Below are 17,260 nucleotides of genomic sequence, written 5' to 3' on the forward strand. Positions count from 1 at the left end.
GCAATCTGGCCGGTTTTGTGAGCCCGTTCATCGTCGGCTGGCTGAAAGATGTCACCGGCAGCACCAATACCGGCATGTATTTCGTAGCCGGTGCACTGATTCTCGGCGCCATCCTCGCCTTGCTGCAACCCGCACGTCAGGTCAATCGCTAAGATCGTCTGCAGTTGCTGAAAAATGCCCGCCATGAGCGGGCATTTTCTTTTGCGGGATTCAAAAGCAAGAAGCAGGGTGCAGGTAAAAAACGCGCTTGCTACACTGGCTGCATGAAAAAAAATTTCTCGCCTTCTTCCACTGAGCGCGCGCAACAGACCCTGGCGGATTCGCGCTGGAAACAGGTCGTCGCACGCGACAAAACGGCAGATGGCCAGTTCTTCTATTCGGTCGCCAGCACCGGCGTGTATTGTCGGCCGTCCTGCGCTTCTCGTCTTGCGCGGCCGGAGCACGTGGCATTTCATGTTGATGCACATGCAGCAGAGCGGGCAGGTTTTCGCCCATGCAAGCGCTGCAAGCCCGACCAATTACCGCTGGACGAATTGCACCAAAAAACGATCATCACCGCATGTCGCCAGATCGAAGCGACAGATCACATGCCACGGCTTGATGCCCTCGCGGCGCAAGCTGGCATGAGCAAGTTCCATTTTCATCGTCTGTTCAAGCAGACGATGGGGCTGACGCCGCAGGGATATGCAAAAGCATGTCGATCGAATCGCGTACGTGAGAATTTGACGCAGGGCAGGGCAGTGATGGCAACCGCCTTCGATGCCGGTTATGGCGCTGGCAGTCGCTTCTACGCGGAAGCAGACAAGAATTTGGGAATGAAACCTTCCGCATATCGCAATGGCGGTGCGCGAACGATCATTCATTTCGCCGTTGGGGAATGCAAGCTCGGCAGCATTCTGGTGGCGCAAAGCGAGCGCGGGTTGTGCGCGATCCTGCTGGGTGAAGATGCCGAAGCCTTGTTGCGTGATTTGCAGGATCGTTTTCCCAAAGCGACATTGGTCGGTGGCGATGCATCGTTTGAGTCTTTGGTATCGCAGGTTGTCGGCTTTGTCGAGCAACCGGCTCTGGGCTTGCAACTACCGCTGGATGTGCGCGGAACCGTGTTTCAGCAGCGCGTCTGGCAAGCACTGAATACCATCCCACCTGGCACGACGCTGACTTACACCGAACTGGCAGAGCGTATCGGCGCGCCGAAAGCGATACGCGCGGTCGCCAGCGCGTGTGCGGCCAATCCGCTTGCTGTGGCGATTCCCTGTCATCGCGTGGTGCGGACGGACGGCGGTCTCGGTGGGTATCGTTGGGGACTGGCTCGCAAGCAAATCTTGCTGGATCAGGAAGCCGCACGCGCAGGGCAGCACAAGGAACGCAAGACATGAATGGCAATCTGTTCGATGACTTGCCGCTTTCGGATACCAGCGAAGAAATCATCGCGGACGGCGCCATGATCCTGCGAAATTTTGCGACAGCGCAGCAACAGGTTTTGCTGGATGCCATCCGCGATATAGCGGATATTTCGCCATTCCGCCATCTGGTTACGCCGGGCGGCTTCACCATGTCGGTTGCCATGACCAATTGCGGTTCGCTGGGCTGGGCCAGTGATCGACGTGGCTACCGCTACGAAGCAATCGATCCACTGACAAATCGGCCATGGCCCGATATGCCAGCGAGTTTTTTGCAACTGGCTGGTGCGGCGGCAGCACGAGCCGGTTTCCTGGATTTCATCCCTGATGCCTGTCTGATCAACCGCTACGAGATTGGCGCACGCCTTTCCCTGCATCAGGACCGCGATGAGCCAGACCGCACGCAACCCATTGTGTCGGTTTCCCTAGGCATTCCAGCCATGTTTCATTTCGGTGGCATGCAGCGCAGCGATGCGGTCAAACGTTTTCCACTCGGGCATGGCGACGTCGTTGTGTGGGGCGGCAATGCCCGCTTGGCCTATCACGCGATTGCACCATTGAAATCTGCGCACCATCCCCTGACCGGGTCAATGCGTTTCAACCTCACTTTTCGCAAGGCAGGATAGGGAGCGGTAGCGACGACACGGTCGCCCCACCATCCATGATTAGAACAAGTTGTTTCCCAGATACTGCCAGGGCTGACCTGGCGCATTATTGCGGCTGCGCCGTCGCTGTCAGTGCTGCGGTTCTCGATTAAGCAGACGCATTCGGCCAATCGCGCATTAATAGGGTGACACCCAGCTTTTCATCATGAGGATTTACTTGCATGAATATTCAATTACGCAACGGATCGAGCAAATGCCGCAATGCGTTGTGGTCGAGCTCATACATGAGAGCAAGTTGGCTGCCGAGTTTGCCCGGAGGAAAACCTTCACGCGCAAACCACCCTAGATAATGTCCGGGCAGATCGGCAATGAGGCGCCCTTTGTACTTCCCGAATGGCATAACGGTCATCAGCAGGGATTTCAATATTTCAGCATGCATCGCTTGAATACCAGGTTGATCATAGTGGACGGCAATTGTGCGGCACAGTGATCGGTCGACTTCTTTATCTTCGCTCGTGAACAGCGCGTGCTTCGCATAAGGCATAGAGGGAGAGAATGCAGCAGCGAAAGACAAAAGCGCTTACAATGTCAATGTAAATAGTAACTATTTGTATTTGAATATTGTGAACCTGTCCGATCTTTCTCCCTTTACGCCAGCCATCGTCGATGCCGTCAGCGGTCTTGAACACAATGACCCGATTTCGCGTCGACTTCGTGAACTGGGCTTTGTCGAGGGCGAGCCCGTGAGCATTGTCGCACGCGGCCCGATCGGTGCCGATCCCTTGCTCGTGCAAATCGGCTATACGCGTTTCGCACTGCGCCGTACTGAAGCGCAACGCGTCAGCATTCATCTCGCTTCCTGAAGTTCTTCATGTCCATTTCCCGTATCGCCCTCGTCGGCAACCCCAATTGCGGCAAGACTGCGCTGTTTAATCAGTTGACTGGCAGTCGTCAGAAGGTGGCCAACTACGCTGGCGCCACCGTCGAGCGGAAGGAAGGGCGTTTCACTGCTCCCTCCGGTCGCGTCATGCGCGTACTCGATTTGCCGGGTGCTTACAGCCTCGATGCGACCAGCCCGGATGAAGTGATCACGCGCGATATCTGCCTGGGCAAGGTGCAGGGCGAGGCCATGCCGGAAATGATCGTTTGTGTGGCCGACGCCACCAATCTGCGTCTGCATTTGCGCTTCGTTCTGGAAGTGAAGCGTTTGGGACGTCCGATGGTACTGGCGCTGAACATGATGGATGCTGCCCGCAAACGCGGCATCACCATCAATCGCGAAGAGTTGCAGCGCCAACTAGGCATGGACGTGATCGAAACCGTCGCCATTCGCAGCGGCGGCAGCGATGAACTGGTTCGCCATCTGGATGCCATCGAAACGCCACAAGCTGTCGATCCCGCTTCCGTGGATGCCGATCTTCATGCACAGGTGCGTCGCATTCTCGCCGCTGCCGTCACCATGCCGCGCTCCACGGCCGTAGCGGATGATCTGATCGACCGCTGGGTCCTGCATCCGGTATTCGGCATGGTTTTTCTGGCACTCTTAATGTTTCTGATTTTCCAGGCCGTGTTTTCCTGGGCCGCACCTTTGATGGATGGTATCGAAGGCGGCGTTGGCGCTTTGGGGGAGTTTGCCGCCTCCTCGATCCCCGAAGGCTTGCTGCATAGCCTGATTGTGGACGGTCTGTTTGCTGGTCTTGGTGCGGTGCTAGTCTTCCTGCCGCAGATTCTGATTCTGTTCCTGTTCATTCTCGTACTCGAAGAGTCGGGCTATTTGCCGCGTGCCGCCTTTTTGCTGGATCGTGTCATGTTCAAGGTCGGCCTGACCGGCCGCGCCTTCATTCCTTTGCTATCGAGTTTCGCCTGCGCCATTCCGGGCATCATGGCCACACGCAGCATTCAGGATCCGCGCGACCGCATGACCACGATTCTGGTCGCACCGCTGATGACGTGCTCGGCGCGCTTGCCGGTCTATACCTTGCTGATTGCCGCCTTCGTGCCGCAACGCGAAGTCTGGGGCATCTTCAACATGCAAGGGATTGTGCTGTTTGTCCTGTACGTTGCCGGCATTGTCAGTGCGCTGGCGGTTGCCTGGATTCTCAAACGCATTCGCAAGGACAAGAGCGATCATGCCTTGCTGATGGAACTGCCTTCCTATCGCGTGCCCAAAGTGCGGAACGTCTTGCTCGGTTTGTGGGAGCGTGCGCTGATTTTCCTGCGTCGCGTGACAACGATCATTCTCTCGCTGACGGTATTGCTGTGGTTCCTGACGACCTTTCCAGGACCGCCAGAAGGCGCCACGTTGCCACCGATCGATTACAGCTTTGCCGGGCGCATCGGTCATTTACTGGAATATGTATTTGCACCGATTGGCTTCAACTGGCAAATCTGTATCGCCTTGGTGCCGGGCATGGCCGCACGTGAGGTTGCCGTAGCGGCGCTGGGAACTGTCTATGCCATGTCGGGATCGGAAGATGTGGTGGCAGCCCAATTGGGCGAGTTGATCGCAGCGCAGTGGTCGCTGGCAACGGCATTCTCGCTACTGGCTTGGTTCATCTTTGCGCCACAATGTCTGTCGACCTGGGCCGTGATCCGTCGCGAAACCAATTCATGGAAACCGGTGGCGATTTCAGCCGGTTACCTGTTTGCACTGGCTTATATTGCGGCCTTTCTCACGTATCACATCACGGCCGCCATTACCGGCTGAAGCCGTCGAACAAGGAGCGCATCGATGAACGACTATCTGCAGCAAGGCATCATCGGCATCATCGTGCTTGCCAGCCTCATTTCGGTCGTCAAGCGCTTGATGCCAAAGTGGTCACGCAAACAGCAATTGGCGTTGGCGCAGTGGCTGAACAAGCCGCAGCGCCAACGTGTACTGAAGGCAACGGGCAGTTTTCTGATGCCCAAAACAGAATCGGGTGGCGGATGCGGTAGCGGCTGCAATACCTGTTCAACGTGCGAAACGCCCTCAGAATCGTCGGACTCTTCTTCCGCACCAAACGAAAAGCCGCTGCACTTTCATCGCAACCCATAAAAAAACGCCCACCGATCGGTGGGCGTTCCACTTCTGCTTTCTCCCTGAGCAATTCTTTTCCCGGACGGTCCTGCCTTTTTATCGCATCTTGTAGTTCACATTGGCGATGACCTGCGGGTTCTCCAGTCCGGTCAGCATGCGGTGCAAGGTGTTGGCGTCGGCAGTACGAGCAGTCTTTTCCTTCGCATTCAGCAAAACCATGATGGCATCACGGCCGGCAGCGCGTACACGCATGACGATGCAGCGACCAGCTTCGCGCGTAAAACCGGTTTTGGATAGCAGGATGGTCCAGTTGCGATCGCTGACGAGTTGATTGGTGTTGTGATATTGACGCAGCTTGCCTTCGATATCGATCAAATCGCCAGCAGCAGTCGTGATGCGCTCGATTTCAGGATAGTGGGCGGCTGCCATCGTCATGCGTGCCAGATCACTAGCCGTGGAGGTGTTGTAGGGCGAGAGACCGGTCGGCTCTTCGATATTGGTGCGGCGCAGATTCAATTCCATCGCCTTGTTGCGTACCGCGACGCGGAAGGTGGGCAAGCCACCGGGATACGTGCGAGCCAGCGCATGTGCAGCGCGATTGTCGGAAGACATTAAAGCCAGTTCAAGCAAAGTATGGCGCGAAAGCACGGCACCGACGGGTACGCGTGAAGAACTGTTCTTTATGATATCGACGTCCGCATCGGTAATAGTGATGTGTTCGAACATGTCGAGTCGCGCATCCAGCACCACCATGGCAGTCATGAGTTTGGTGATCGAGGCAATCGGTACGATGTCGGTGGCATTTTTCTGAAACAGGATTTCGCCCGATTGCTCATCCACCACGATGGCATGGCGCGAACCCAGCGGTGCGGCAGAAGTGGAAAAGGCAACGGAAGAGAGCGCGAGAAGCGCTGCTGCCAGAAAAACGGATTTCATCATCATGACCTGCCCGGAAAATTTACACCGAGCAAGAATAATAGAGCGTTTTTCTTTAGGCTAAAGCAGGAATTGAGAGTAATGACGAAATTCAGACACTTATTTTTACGGATGATAAATGTTTGAAAACGAAAGTGTTGTCTGAAGATTCAGAGCGTATGGGCAAGGGCGCTTGCAGGAAGGGAAGAAGAACAGACAAGGCGCAAACGACACGCCTTGCCGTAATTAACGAAAAACGAAACCTACGAATCAGCTATTTGGCGGCGTGGGTGCCAAGGTTTGTGCAACGACAACGAACATTTCCGATGCGCTGCTGAAGCCATTTTTCTCCAGATATTCCGCTTCACGCGTCAGTTTGGATGCGAGCAGGAAGTCACTGGAATCGGCATTTTTCAGGCTGCGGCCAAGATGGCGGCAAAACGAAAAGACTTCCGATTTCGTCAGCGTTTCAGGTTGTTCTGCCTGGGTGTTGTCTACCGGAGTATCGCTCATGGAGTACCTTTCTAAAAAATGGCTGAAGTAGCCGACGTTCAAGGCTGAATGCAAATAGCCGTTTTGGAATGCTTAACCTGTTTGGTTGCGCTTTGCTGCGTTCGTTCACTCCAATCCGCAGGGTGAACAATTTCATGCGCAAATTTCAAGAAAAAACTTTATAAATATTATTTAACTTATTGTTTTAAATAATATTTATAAAAACATAAAGTAAATTCTTGCATTCTTTTTCTTTCCGATATGGCGCAAGAGGAACATTGTCGTTGCCTGTGTGCCAAAGTGAACGAACTGATAAGAGGCTTATTGTAAAGGAATCCAATGCGCCGCCGCGATTTACTCAAAACAACTGCATTGACTTTCGCCGGCTTGAGCGCGCCATCGCTTGGTGCGGCGACATCAACGCAAAGCGAAGTAAAAACTCTGGGAAAGCCAGAGAAATTCGATTATGCGTGGCTGAAAGGACAGGCACGACATTTGGCCAGCCAGCCTTACCAGGCGCCTCCAGACAAGGTGCCTTCCAAAGTCAAGCAACTGGATTGGGATCAGTATCAGTCCATCAGCTACCGCAATGACCACGCATTGTGGGGCGACGAGCGCTTGCGTTTTCAGCTCAAATTCTTTCACCTCGGAATGTACGCCACGCAATCAGTCACCATCCATGAGGTACACGACGGGAAGGCTCGTGTGATCGCCTACGACCCGGCCATGTTCAATTACGGGAAAAGCGGTTTGGCGGGAAGCGATTTGCCGAAGGATTTGGGTTTTGCCGGCTTCCGCATCAATTTTCATACCGATCTGGTGCGCGACATCGTGGCCTTTCTCGGTGCCAGCTATTTCCGCGCGGTGGGTGGCGATTGGCAATACGGCTTGTCGGCGCGTGGCCTCGCAATTGATACCGGCATGCCCAGGCCTGAGGAATTTCCGCGTTTCAGTGCATTCTGGCTCGAACGACCTGCACGGCAATCAAGTACGCTTGCCGTGTATGCTTTGCTGGATTCGCCGAGCATTACCGGTGCTTACCGTTTCCTAATTACGCCCGGCGCGACGACGGTGATGGATGTCGATGTCGCGCTCTACCCACGCAAGCCAATCGAACGACTCGGCATTGCGCCACTGACCAGCATGTTCATGACGGGCGAAAATGACAAGCGCATCAGTAATGATTGGCGTCCCGAAATTCATGACTCAGACGGGCTATCCATGCTGACCGGTGCTAGCGAATGGATATGGCGGCCACTGGTCAATCCGGCACAACTGCGTTTCAACGCCTACGCCGACAACAGCCCGCGCGGATTCGGGCTTATGCAGCGCGATCGCAACTTCGATCACTATCAGGACGATGGCGTGTTTTACGAGCGTCGTCCCAGCTTGTGGGTTGAGCCCAAAGGCAACTGGGGAAAGGGCAGTGTGCAACTCGTGGAAATCCCGACGCCCGACGAAACCTTCGACAACATCGTCGCCTTCTGGAATCCGGAAACAAAGCCGCAACCCGGCGAAGAATGCTTGTTCAGTTATCGACTGCACTGGGGAAGAAAAATGCCCGCGCTCCCAGATCTGGCAACTGTCGTCGCGACGCGTACTGGCATTGGTGGCGTGATCGGCAAACCACGCAGCTATTTTTCATGGCGTTTTGCGATCGATTTCGCTGGTGGCGATCTCGGCTTGCTTGGCAAGGACACCAAGGTCGAGCCTGTCATTTCAACGACGCAGGGCACGATCGAGATTCCTTCCGCACGCCCCTTGCATGAAATCAGTGGCTATCGGGCGATCTTCGATGTGCGTGTTGCGGATGACCACAAGGGGCCGGTCGATCTGCGCCTGTATTTGCGTGCAGATGGACAAACGCTGACCGAAACCTGGCTCTATCAATGGACGCCGCCTGACGACCGGCGGTTTTAGTGTTCGCCAACACTTAGGAACGGCAAGCAGGCTGATGGCACTTGGATAAGCGCCATTCCGGTGCAAAATTTGTCATAATCGCAGCCCATGTGTCGATGTCCCAGTAAGGCGCGCTCCCTTTCCCGTTTTTCAGAAAGTCTGCAATGTTCGATCCTTCCCTCTTTGGTCGTTTGTCCTTTTCCCTCAACGCCCCGACCAAGGAACGTTTGCCTGCCGGCCTGCATTCGCTCGAACTTTTCGGCGAACGCGATCCTGCGCTATATGTGCCAACGACCTTGAAAACCGATGGGCCTGTGCCATTGCTGGTCATGTTTCACGGTGCTGGCGGCAGTGCAGAAAAGGTTCGTCCGTTTCTGGAAGAGCATGCCGAACGCAATGGTTTCCTGTTATTGCTACCGCAGTCGCAGTTCGTGACATGGGATATCGTCATCGGTGGCAACGGCCCCGATCTGGAGCGCCTTGGCAAGACGCTGGAAGAAGTCTCTTCGCGCTTTGAAATCGACCCTGCACATTTCGGCTTTGCCGGATTCTCCGATGGCGGCAGCTACTCGCTGTCCACAGGCATCACCAATGGCGATCTGGTCAGCCATGTGATCGTGTTTTCGGGCGGCTTCATGTCGGTGTTCACGCAGGAAGGCACGCCCAAGGTCTTCATTGCACATGGCTTGATAGATGAGCAATTGCCGATCGCAACCAGTGGCCGCAAGCATGCAGACCAACTCAAGGCGGCTGGCTACGACGTGCAGTACGTCGAGTTCAATGGTCTGCACATCATTCATCCACCGATCGTTGCCCTGGCTGTCGATTTCTTTCTCGGCAAAGACAGGCAGACAGCGGCCTGATCAGAAATATTGAAGTTTCCGACCAGCTAGGTAGGCAGTCGAAATTTTCGTGCTGGTCCTGACACCTGCTTACAGGCGCGATGATGCATGCGATATTTCTATCGTCACATGCGCCAATTCTTCATGAATGGACAGCATGTGTCGAAAATCCTCGGCATTTGCTTCGCCTTGTACCTGCAGCCCGAGAATGCACGCGTATTTTTCCTTGCCAACACGCCAGACATGCAAGTCGTTGATGATTGCGGGCACAGGACTATCGGCAATCACCTGGCGTACTTCTTCCACGATCGGCGCATCCATTTCGGCATCCAGCAGCACGCGGCCGCTGTCACGTAGCAAGCCGACCGCCCACACGGAAACCAGTATCGCGCCGACAATCCCCATCACAGGATCCATCCAGCCCGCATTCCAGAGTTTGCCGCCAAACAGCGCGATGATGGCCAGTACAGAGGTGGCGGCATCGGCAACCACGTGCAAGTAGGCTGAACGCAAATTCAGATCGTGATGCGAATGGTGCTCATGCGCGTGATGATGATCGTGAGCATGATCATGATGGTGATGATGTGCATGGTCGTCCTTGAGCAACCACGCGCAAGCGAGATTGACGAGCAGCCCTATCACGGCGATCTGGATCGCCTGGTCGTAGTGAACTGCCGCTGGATGAAGCAAGCGATCGACCGATTGATAAAACATCAGTCCCGCCACCACCAACAACAGAATGGCACTGGTATAAGCGCCGAGAATCTCGATTTTCCAGGTACCGAAGGCAAAACGCGTGTCGTGCGCCAGCCGACGCGCCAGCACGAAGGCTGCCACCGAAAGACCTAGCGCCAGGGAGTGCGAACTCATGTGCCAGCCATCAGCCAGTAATGCCATCGAATTGAACAGGTAACCGCCTGTAATCTCGGCCACCATCATGACGACGGTCAGCGCCAGCGCCCACGCCGTCTTGCGTTCGCCAATCGGGTTGCCTTCGTTGAATACATGTTCGTGCGTGCGTGTTGCGGTTTCCATATGCCATACCAGTCGATTTGAAATATACTGCCCCCCAGTATATTTGAAGAGATAAAAAATGTCGCATACAACCGGCGATGCCAAATTACTGGCACGCATTCGTCGCATGAAGGGGCAGATGCAGGCCGTGGAAAATGCCATTGAATCCGGCGCCGACTGTGCGGCAGTTCTGCAGCAGATTGCGGCGATTCGCGGCGCGGTAAATGGTTTGATGGCGCAAGTGCTGGAAAGTCATGTGCGAGAACATCTCGGCAGCGAACAGGTTTCGGCAGCGCAACGTGCGAAAGATGTCGAGCACGTCATTGGCGTACTGCGTTCATATCTAAAGTAAGTGACATCCGTCATTTGCCTGCCATGCCGAATGTAAAACCTCATGCTAGACTTTCGCCCATGAACCGCATCTTACGTATCGTGTTGCTTTATCTGCTCGCAATGGCGTTGCCTTTGCAGGGATGGGCTGCGGTTACGCAAACGGTTTGTCCGCCCGCAATGCATCAGATGAGCGGTCAGAACATGGATGTCGGCATGCAGCATGACGACACGCACAAACATGCCATGCATGCAGAACACCAGCAGGATGCGCATGCCGCTGCGAACGCCTCCAGCGACGTTCATCAAGGGCAAGGCAAGGATCATCGCAGCATGAAGCACGACAATCATGCCGGGGCGACAACCTGCAGTATTTGCGCCGTCTGTCATGTCGGCGCTGCCTTGTTACCGACCATGCCGGAATTTGCAGCACCTGCATGTGACACCGCGCTTGTCGCAACCGTCGACTCCTCCTTACTCCCCAACCATATTCCGGACGGTATCAAACGACCGCCCCGGCACTTTTCCGTCTGAACTTGCTCATGTGTCGCGCCTGTCGGCGCGGCGGATTCTTTGCACGGATAGTCCGTGTAAAGCATGCGTTTCAACGGAAAATTATGTCTTACTCTCTGATTCCGCCCGCTTTGCTGGCGGCCACTGTGGCATGCGCTCATGCCCAGCCGAATCCTGCTGATCCCGCACAAGCCGGTATGGTAACGACTTACCAATCGGCGTTTGCCGATTACCTGCCGCATCAAGATCCCCCAGTACCATCGCTCGAAAAATGGCGAGCGGCCAACGATCTGGTCGGAACGCTCGGTGGCCATGCCGGCCATATCGCAAACGAAGCTGAATCCGACGATGCCGGCGCGCATCACCATGCTGCCCCGCCAGCCGAAAAATCGAAAGAACAAGCACCATCATCCGATGCCGACAAGTCGCATGGAGGGCATCATCATGCGCATTGAGTCACGCCATAAACATGCCTGTTATGTTCTTGCAGCAAGCGCGCTCCTGTCAGGATGCGCTGCATTTTCTGCAGATGGCGGCATGACCGAAGTGTCGCAGATGACGCAACAGCGTATCGGCCAACCGCTGGAGCGCGCCAACAACACAAAAGATGCGCAGGCCGAATCACGCCGCAGCGAGCAGGTGCGTCAATTACTCGCTCAACCGCTGACTGCCGACGATGCGGTACGTATTGCGCTCTTGAACAATCCCGCCCTGCAAGCTGATCTAGCGGAGTTGGGTGTGGCAGAGGCCGATCTTGTGCAAGCCGGGCGCTTGCGTAATCCGGGCATATCGTTCGGTCGCCTGGAACGCACGGGTGGAGGAGCAGAAATCGAACGCGGCATCATGTTCGATCTGGCCGGTTTGCTCACCATGCCAATGCGTACGCAAATCGAACGCGGCCGGTTTGAGCAAGCGCGTGTGCGTGCGGCTGCCAGTGCCGTGACGCTGGCGGCGGATGTGCGTCGCGCCTACTTTTCGGCAGTCGCCGCCAGACAAACTGCACAATTCATGGCACGTGCGCAGCAAGCAGCGGAAGCCGGTGCAGAGCTTGCGCAACGCATGCAGCAGGTTGGCAACTGGAATCGTCTCGATACTGCACGCGAACAGATGTTCTATGCCGATGCCACTGCCGCCTTGGCCCGCAGCCAGCATGAAGAGCGCGTGACAAGAGAGCGCCTGATCCGTCTGCTGGGGCTGTGGCAAAGCGACGTTACGCTGTCATTGCCAGATACCTTGCCCGCGTTGCCGAGCACGCCACGCGACGCAATCGATCTGGAGAAATTGGCGTTGGAAAATCGTCTCGACATCCAGCTTGCCAAACAGGCGACTGCCTCGACAGCACAAGCTCTCGGACTGAACAAGACGACACGTTTCATCAATGTGCTCGATCTCGGCTATCGCAACAAAAGTGAAACCGGTGCGCCACGGCGTGACGGCTATGAAATCAGTCTGGAATTGCCCTTGTTCGACTGGGGCACAGCACGTGTCGCCAAAGCCGAGGCGCTCTACATGCAGGCGTTGAATCGCACGGCAGACACCGCTATCCGTGCCCGTTCGCAAGTACGGGAAAGCTACTCCGCTTATCGCACAAATTACGACCTTTCGCGGCATTACCGCGATGAGGTCGTCCCGCTACGCAAGAAAATCTCGGAAGAAATGCAATTGCGCTACAACGGCATGCTTGCCAGCGTTTTCGATTTGCTGGCAGATGCATGCCGGCAGATCGACGCGGTCAATGCTGCCATCAATGCACAACGCGATTTCTGGCTGGCCGAGACCGATTTGCAGGCTGCCATCAACGGTGCGGGATCGCCCACTGATGTATCAACCAATGCCAATCGCGCGGTTGCGACCAACGCTACCAACAACGAACACTGACAAGGAATTCTTATGCTTACACGCAGACATTTTCTGGCGGGTGCCGGTACGCTGATCGGTGCCGGACTGGTGAGCAGGGCAGGGGCGGCAACCTTGCCTGAGGCACAAATCGTCCGGCATGCCGATACTTTGCCGCCGCCTTTGCCGGCAACCGGCAGGCCGTTTCATCCGGTGGTGACACTCAATGGCTGGAGCGCACCGTGGCGCATGAAAAACGGCTGGAAAGAATTTCACCTGATCGCCGAACCCGTCATCCGTGAATTGGCACCAGGCATGAAGGCGACGCTATGGGGCTACAACGGCTCCAGCCCCGGCCCAACGATCGAAGTGGTGGAGGGCGACAAGGTACGCATCTTCGTCACCAACAAGTTGCCGGAACCGACCTCGATTCACTGGCACGGGCAACGCCTGCCCAATGGCATGGATGGCGTGGCCGGCGTAACGCAACGGCAGATTCCGGTCGGCAAAACCTTTGTCTACGAATTCGAGGCAAAACGCGCCGGTACCTTCATGTACCACCCGCATGCCGACGAAGTCACGCAGATGGCGATGGGCATGATGGGATCATGGATCACGCACCCCAAAGATCCTGCGCTGCATCGTGTGGATCGTGATTTCGTGTTCCTGCTCAATGCCTACGACATCGAGCCTGGCAGCAGCACGCCCAAGGTCAATACGATGACGGACTTCAATCTGTGGACCTGGAACAGTCGCGTTTTTCCCGGCATCGACTCGCTGGCGTGCCGGCAGGGCGATCGCGTGCGTATACGTGTCGGCAATTTGAGCATGACCAATCATCCGATTCATATTCATGGCCATGAATTTGAAGTCGCCGGCACGGATGGCGGCTGGGTGCCGCAAACCGCTCGCTGGCCCGAAGTCACGACGGACATTGCCGTAGGCCAGATGCGCGCCATCGAATTCGATGCCACTGATGTTGGCGACTGGGCTTTTCACTGCCACAAGGGGCATCACACCATGAATGCGATGGGGCATGACGTGCCGACCATGATTGGGGTGGACCATCGCAAGATTGCCGACAAGATCATTCGCATCATTCCTGATTACATGGTCATGGGTGAGCGCGGCATGAGTGACATGGGCGAGATGGAAATGCCGATTCCCGACAATACCTTGCCGATGATGGGCGGTCGTGGGCCGTTCGGCCCGATTGAAATGGGCGGCATGTTCACCCTCGTCAAGATCCGCAAGGATCAGAAACCAAACGACTATCGCGATCCGGGCTGGTTCCGCCATCCCAAAGGCACGGTTGCGTACGAATTGAAATAGAACACCAATAATCAAATGACGGCCCGATCGGGCAAGAAAGGAACATCATGAAGATCAAAACTCTGCTGGTCGCAGCATCCTTGCTGGCCGGTTTATCTCTCTCGCATGCAGCGGAAGAAAGTCATGCCGACCATGCCAGCCATGCATCTGCCGAGGCAGGCATGAGCCACGGAGAAATCAAGAAAATTCGCGAGGATTTGGGCAAGATCACAATCAAGCACGGCCCTCTGGAAAATCTTGGCATGCCCGGCATGACCATGGTTTTTCTGGTCAAAGATTTGGCAATGCTGGCGCAAGTGAAGGAGGGCGATCGGATCCGTTTTGTTGCCGACAAGATTGATGGCGTCTATACAGTGACACGGATGGAGGTTATATCTGAATCAGAAAGCTGAGAACTTTCTTATGAAAAACCGGATGCTACGATTGGCATCCGGTTGTATCAAGAGAATTTATGCAAGCATAGAATTGACTTGAGCATGCGTCTGAGAAGGCAAAGAAATTCTCAATAAATTTCTTTAAAATCAATCGACTAAAAATAAAGTCTCAAGCTTCACATTTAAAAATTTACTTTAATTATTTTGCTTCCTTGTTGCGCTGCTTCTTTTTCTTCTTTGAAAGCCCTTCAGGTTTTTCAGCAGGCATTACTTCATTTTCACTCTTGCGCGCAGTCTTCGTGGACTCCCGTGCGGCAAGAATGGCAAGAATCAACGCCACAAACAAAACAGCAGCAGTCCAGACCAATTCGTTCTCCTGATTTAAAAACAGGAAGCATTATGCCGCAAAGCGAAATTAACTAGACTGGAGCGCTGCAAGGTCTGCCTTCAAACTCCCATATCAGTCCTTTGGCTTGACGACCTGGTTACCAATATAGCCACCGACAGCCGCTCCGCCCACCGTACCCAAAGCGCTACCGCCTGTCAGCACGGAACCGCCTACGGCCCCGGCACCAGCGCCAATCAAGGTATTACGGTCCTGTGTTGACATGCCTGAACACGCACTCAGCACTACCACGAAGCCAACAGCACCCACCATGCGAATCATTTTGCTTAACTTGTTCATCTCTATCTCCTTAAAGCCGCGTTGAAAGCCCATGCCTTGGATGATCTGGCATTAGAAAATTACCGGACGGGCCTGCGTAATTCAGTACGGTTTTTAACCGAAAACAGGAGGAAAAGTGCGGTCAAAAAGCATATCAACGTTGATCATCTCGTCCACAGTACTTTCATATAATTTCGCATAATTTGCAGTTCGTTCTCTGGCAAATCAGCTCTTACGTACTAAGCGGAAAGTGGCTTTCCGTCTAGCTTTGCCATGCGTAAGAGCCGTTTAAAAGATTCGGAAATCTTTTCGATTTTGCCCTTACGCTTTGCTTCTTCAGCCGCCAGCACGTCCAGCATTTCCCCTGCTGAAATTCCCGCTTCAACTGCCATTTTTTTGGCCGTCAAATAGTCCGGTAGGCGCGTCCCTTTTGCGTATTTTTCCAGCGTTTGCTGGTGCATTCCCCACTGCTTCGCAGCCGCATTTACTGTGCGCCCCTTCAAAGCCAATTTAACAATCTCTAGATAACTCATAAGAATTTCCCCATTGAAATGTCACAACGAACGTTGTACCTTGCATCCCAACATTCGTTGTAACAACAAACGTTTTACCCGGTAAACATATCACAACGGCTTAAGGGGAGTGGGTGTCATGGTTGGTTCGATTCGTCCATCGGTTGGCTTTTGCATTTTCGCCGCGATGACCTCAACAAATCGCTCCTTGATCGCCTCGCTGCTGGCTACCGGCGTCGCCGGAAAACGTAGAAGCGCCACACCTGCATCCTGCAATGCCTTCGTCTTTTTGTCGTCCGCTTCTTTCCTGCGCTTTTGGTTGTGCGTTCGGTCGTCGATTTCGATAGCGATCAGCACACTTAAATCGGGGCTCAACAAAACGAAGTCGATGCTGCGCGATGTGATCTTGTTTAAAGCGCTCTGGTATGGGCCTGTGTATGGCTTGCCGTCCGGCTCCACAAGTTGGTTCATCGCAACCTGCGCGAACACATGTGCATGCGGTACTGCTCGTTTGATCGCTTTAAACCATTCCTTCTCATTCTCTGACATCAGCGTTTTCGCTCGGTATTTCAAATCCGTGCTTGAGCCACTTCGTCTTTTCAAATTGCCTGCCACTGCCAGCAGAACGATTACCACCAGTGCAGCAATGAACATTTTTTCCATCTTGTTTTTCCCCCTGTTGTTGCTTCAACGCAATTTACCACGTCGATTTCTTAACTGACGCTTCGTCGTCATCAATAAAGGGCTAGTGCCATGAAAACCAAAATCCAAATTCTCTACGTCAAACAGAACGCCGGTACGTCGAAAAAGACTGGCAATGCATACGACATGCGCATGGCGCAAACCGTGGCCGAAGTCCTCAACAAAGACGGCACGGTAGAACCGCTCGTTGGCGAATTGATGCTCCCTGAAGCATACAAAGACGCGCAACCCGGTTTCTACCTTATCGACTTCCGTCTGTCGCGTACTCAGCAGGGCCGTATTGAGTCCGTTCCTCACACTCTCGAGCCATGCGATTCAAAAGGCCAGCCAATCGCACCGCCACCACAAAAGCAGGCCGCGTAATGCAAAGCGGAATGAACATTCAAGTGGGATTGGTCATGGCAGCGCGGTGCGCTTCGCGTCACCTGTTGGGTGTTTTTCTCGCCAATCGTTTTAAGGCTCATACCGCATACACCGAGCGCACATGCAATGCAAAGGCATCGCAAATGCTCCACCAGCTCGGCGGCATGGCAGGGGAGTGGTGATGCGAATGCGTGACTACATCACGCGCCGTGCGATCTCGGCTGCTGTGTCGGCAATCGTCCGCGCTCTCATTCGTAAGGTGCTGTGATGCCAGTGTGCGCAATCGCAAAACAAACCGCTGATGGTCTCGTACTCGTACTGGACCCGACGCAACAGAATCCGCACACGTGTAGCTACGTTGTGGAAACAGGTGCAGAGAGTGTTATTGCCTCGCTTGGCTCTCTGTCCGTAGCAGACGCTTCATTGATCGGCGGCGCAATGTGGGCAT

23 protein-coding genes and 1 pseudogene are annotated in these 17,260 nt (G+C 54.6%); 16 read left to right on the forward strand and 8 right to left on the reverse strand.

Annotated features, from left to right (window positions below; genetic code table 11):
- The 3 genes and pseudogenes from QZ725_RS04965 to alkB all read left to right on the forward strand — a co-directional run.
- Nucleotides 1–152: pseudogene (locus QZ725_RS04965) on the forward strand (MFS transporter); the annotation flags it as partial.
- A 111-nt stretch (nucleotides 153–263) separates the two neighbouring features.
- Nucleotides 264–1,376, forward strand: coding sequence for a bifunctional DNA-binding transcriptional regulator/O6-methylguanine-DNA methyltransferase Ada (ada, locus tag QZ725_RS04970; protein WP_293776906.1), 1,113 nt, complete (start codon nucleotides 264–266; stop codon nucleotides 1,374–1,376).
- Nucleotides 1,373–2,026 (forward strand): DNA oxidative demethylase AlkB, encoded by a 654-nt coding sequence (alkB, locus tag QZ725_RS04975; RefSeq protein ID WP_293776908.1) that lies wholly within the window; start codon nucleotides 1,373–1,375, stop codon nucleotides 2,024–2,026. Before ada ends, alkB begins: the two co-directional genes overlap by 4 nt.
- A gap of 208 nt (nucleotides 2,027–2,234) precedes the next feature.
- Here the strand turns inward: alkB and QZ725_RS04980 are convergent, their stop codons facing one another.
- Nucleotides 2,235–2,444 carry a DUF3820 family protein gene (locus QZ725_RS04980; protein ID WP_293776951.1) on the reverse strand — a complete coding sequence of 70 codons (210 nt, stop codon included), beginning with the start codon at nucleotides 2,442–2,444 and terminating at the stop codon, nucleotides 2,235–2,237.
- Nucleotides 2,445–2,628: 184 nt separating this feature from the next.
- Between QZ725_RS04980 and QZ725_RS04985 the strand changes: the two genes are divergently transcribed.
- Genes QZ725_RS04985 through QZ725_RS04995 form a run of 3 tightly spaced genes read left to right on the forward strand, consistent with a single transcriptional unit; the run spans nucleotide 2,629 to nucleotide 5,042 of the window.
- Nucleotides 2,629–2,868 carry a FeoA family protein gene (locus QZ725_RS04985; RefSeq protein ID WP_293776910.1) on the forward strand — a complete coding sequence of 80 codons (240 nt, stop codon included), beginning with the start codon at nucleotides 2,629–2,631 and terminating at the stop codon, nucleotides 2,866–2,868.
- A gap of 8 nt (nucleotides 2,869–2,876) precedes the next feature.
- Nucleotides 2,877–4,712 (forward strand): ferrous iron transport protein B, encoded by a 1,836-nt coding sequence (gene feoB, locus QZ725_RS04990; RefSeq protein ID WP_293776912.1) that lies wholly within the window; start codon nucleotides 2,877–2,879, stop codon nucleotides 4,710–4,712.
- 24 nt (nucleotides 4,713–4,736) lie between these two features.
- Nucleotides 4,737–5,042: a DUF6587 family protein gene (locus QZ725_RS04995; RefSeq protein ID WP_293776914.1), complete on the forward strand. Its 306-nt coding sequence runs from the start codon at nucleotides 4,737–4,739 to the stop codon at nucleotides 5,040–5,042.
- Nucleotides 5,043–5,120: 78 nt separating this feature from the next.
- On the opposite strand, the gene QZ725_RS05000 is transcribed toward QZ725_RS04995, so the two are convergent.
- A complete protein-coding gene (locus tag QZ725_RS05000) occupies nucleotides 5,121–5,963 on the reverse strand; it encodes a serine hydrolase (protein ID WP_293776916.1) in 843 nt (280 codons plus the stop codon).
- Between the two features lie 246 nt (nucleotides 5,964–6,209).
- Entirely contained in the window at nucleotides 6,210–6,494 is a 285-nt protein-coding gene (locus tag QZ725_RS05005; RefSeq protein WP_293776918.1) for a hypothetical protein, read from the reverse strand.
- A gap of 276 nt (nucleotides 6,495–6,770) precedes the next feature.
- Here QZ725_RS05005 and QZ725_RS05010 point away from each other — a divergent pair, with 276 nt between their 5' ends.
- A complete protein-coding gene (locus QZ725_RS05010; protein ID WP_293776920.1) occupies nucleotides 6,771–8,351 on the forward strand; it encodes a glucan biosynthesis protein in 1,581 nt (526 codons plus the stop codon).
- Between the two features lie 143 nt (nucleotides 8,352–8,494).
- The gene (locus QZ725_RS05015; RefSeq protein WP_293776922.1) at nucleotides 8,495–9,193 is read left to right on the forward strand and encodes an esterase; all 699 of its coding nucleotides are present in this window, start codon (nucleotides 8,495–8,497) and stop codon (nucleotides 9,191–9,193) included.
- Nucleotides 9,194–9,262: 69 nt separating this feature from the next.
- Here QZ725_RS05015 and dmeF read toward each other — a convergent pair whose 3' ends face one another.
- Nucleotides 9,263–10,207, reverse strand: coding sequence for a CDF family Co(II)/Ni(II) efflux transporter DmeF (dmeF, locus tag QZ725_RS05020; RefSeq protein ID WP_293776924.1), 945 nt, complete (start codon nucleotides 10,205–10,207; stop codon nucleotides 9,263–9,265).
- Nucleotides 10,208–10,265: 58 nt separating this feature from the next.
- Here dmeF and QZ725_RS05025 point away from each other — a divergent pair, with 58 nt between their 5' ends.
- From QZ725_RS05025 to QZ725_RS05050, 6 genes are all read left to right on the forward strand, one after another.
- Entirely contained in the window at nucleotides 10,266–10,538 is a 273-nt protein-coding gene (locus QZ725_RS05025) for a metal/formaldehyde-sensitive transcriptional repressor (RefSeq protein WP_293776926.1), read from the forward strand.
- Between the two features lie 59 nt (nucleotides 10,539–10,597).
- On the forward strand, nucleotides 10,598–11,050 hold the full coding sequence (locus QZ725_RS05030) for a hypothetical protein (protein ID WP_293776928.1): 453 nt from the start codon (nucleotides 10,598–10,600) through the stop codon (nucleotides 11,048–11,050).
- Nucleotides 11,051–11,133: 83 nt separating this feature from the next.
- Nucleotides 11,134–11,484, forward strand: coding sequence for a hypothetical protein (locus QZ725_RS05035; RefSeq protein WP_293776930.1), 351 nt, complete (start codon nucleotides 11,134–11,136; stop codon nucleotides 11,482–11,484).
- Nucleotides 11,485–11,566: 82 nt separating this feature from the next.
- Nucleotides 11,567–12,907, forward strand: a complete 1,341-nt coding sequence (locus QZ725_RS05040) for a TolC family protein (protein WP_293776932.1) — start codon at nucleotides 11,567–11,569, stop codon at nucleotides 12,905–12,907.
- 12 nt (nucleotides 12,908–12,919) lie between these two features.
- Nucleotides 12,920–14,197 (forward strand): copper oxidase, encoded by a 1,278-nt coding sequence (locus QZ725_RS05045; protein ID WP_293776934.1) that lies wholly within the window; start codon nucleotides 12,920–12,922, stop codon nucleotides 14,195–14,197.
- Nucleotides 14,198–14,244: 47 nt separating this feature from the next.
- Nucleotides 14,245–14,589 (forward strand): copper-binding protein, encoded by a 345-nt coding sequence (locus tag QZ725_RS05050; RefSeq protein WP_293776936.1) that lies wholly within the window; start codon nucleotides 14,245–14,247, stop codon nucleotides 14,587–14,589.
- Nucleotides 14,590–14,770: 181 nt separating this feature from the next.
- On the opposite strand, the gene QZ725_RS05055 is transcribed toward QZ725_RS05050, so the two are convergent.
- The 4 genes from QZ725_RS05055 to QZ725_RS05070 form a co-directional block, all read right to left on the reverse strand.
- Nucleotides 14,771–14,938 (reverse strand): hypothetical protein, encoded by a 168-nt coding sequence (locus QZ725_RS05055; RefSeq protein WP_293776938.1) that lies wholly within the window; start codon nucleotides 14,936–14,938, stop codon nucleotides 14,771–14,773.
- Between the two features lie 93 nt (nucleotides 14,939–15,031).
- Nucleotides 15,032–15,256, reverse strand: coding sequence for a glycine zipper 2TM domain-containing protein (locus QZ725_RS05060; protein WP_293776940.1), 225 nt, complete (start codon nucleotides 15,254–15,256; stop codon nucleotides 15,032–15,034).
- 218 nt (nucleotides 15,257–15,474) lie between these two features.
- Nucleotides 15,475–15,768 carry a hypothetical protein gene (locus tag QZ725_RS05065; RefSeq protein WP_293776942.1) on the reverse strand — a complete coding sequence of 98 codons (294 nt, stop codon included), beginning with the start codon at nucleotides 15,766–15,768 and terminating at the stop codon, nucleotides 15,475–15,477.
- Nucleotides 15,769–15,858: 90 nt separating this feature from the next.
- Complete coding sequence (locus QZ725_RS05070; protein WP_293776944.1) at nucleotides 15,859–16,410, reverse strand: DUF2726 domain-containing protein; 552 nt, start codon at nucleotides 16,408–16,410, stop codon at nucleotides 15,859–15,861.
- Between the two features lie 90 nt (nucleotides 16,411–16,500).
- On the opposite strand from QZ725_RS05070, the gene QZ725_RS05075 reads away from it, so the two are divergent.
- Complete coding sequence (locus QZ725_RS05075; RefSeq protein WP_293776947.1) at nucleotides 16,501–16,812, forward strand: hypothetical protein; 312 nt, start codon at nucleotides 16,501–16,503, stop codon at nucleotides 16,810–16,812.
- A gap of 267 nt (nucleotides 16,813–17,079) precedes the next feature.
- On the forward strand, nucleotides 17,080–17,260 hold a 181-nt coding region (locus QZ725_RS05080), incomplete at its 3' end, for a hypothetical protein (protein ID WP_293776949.1).

Source organism: uncultured Oxalicibacterium sp. (genome assembly GCF_913776015.1).
Taxonomy (GTDB): domain Bacteria; phylum Pseudomonadota; class Gammaproteobacteria; order Burkholderiales; family Burkholderiaceae_D; genus Oxalicibacterium.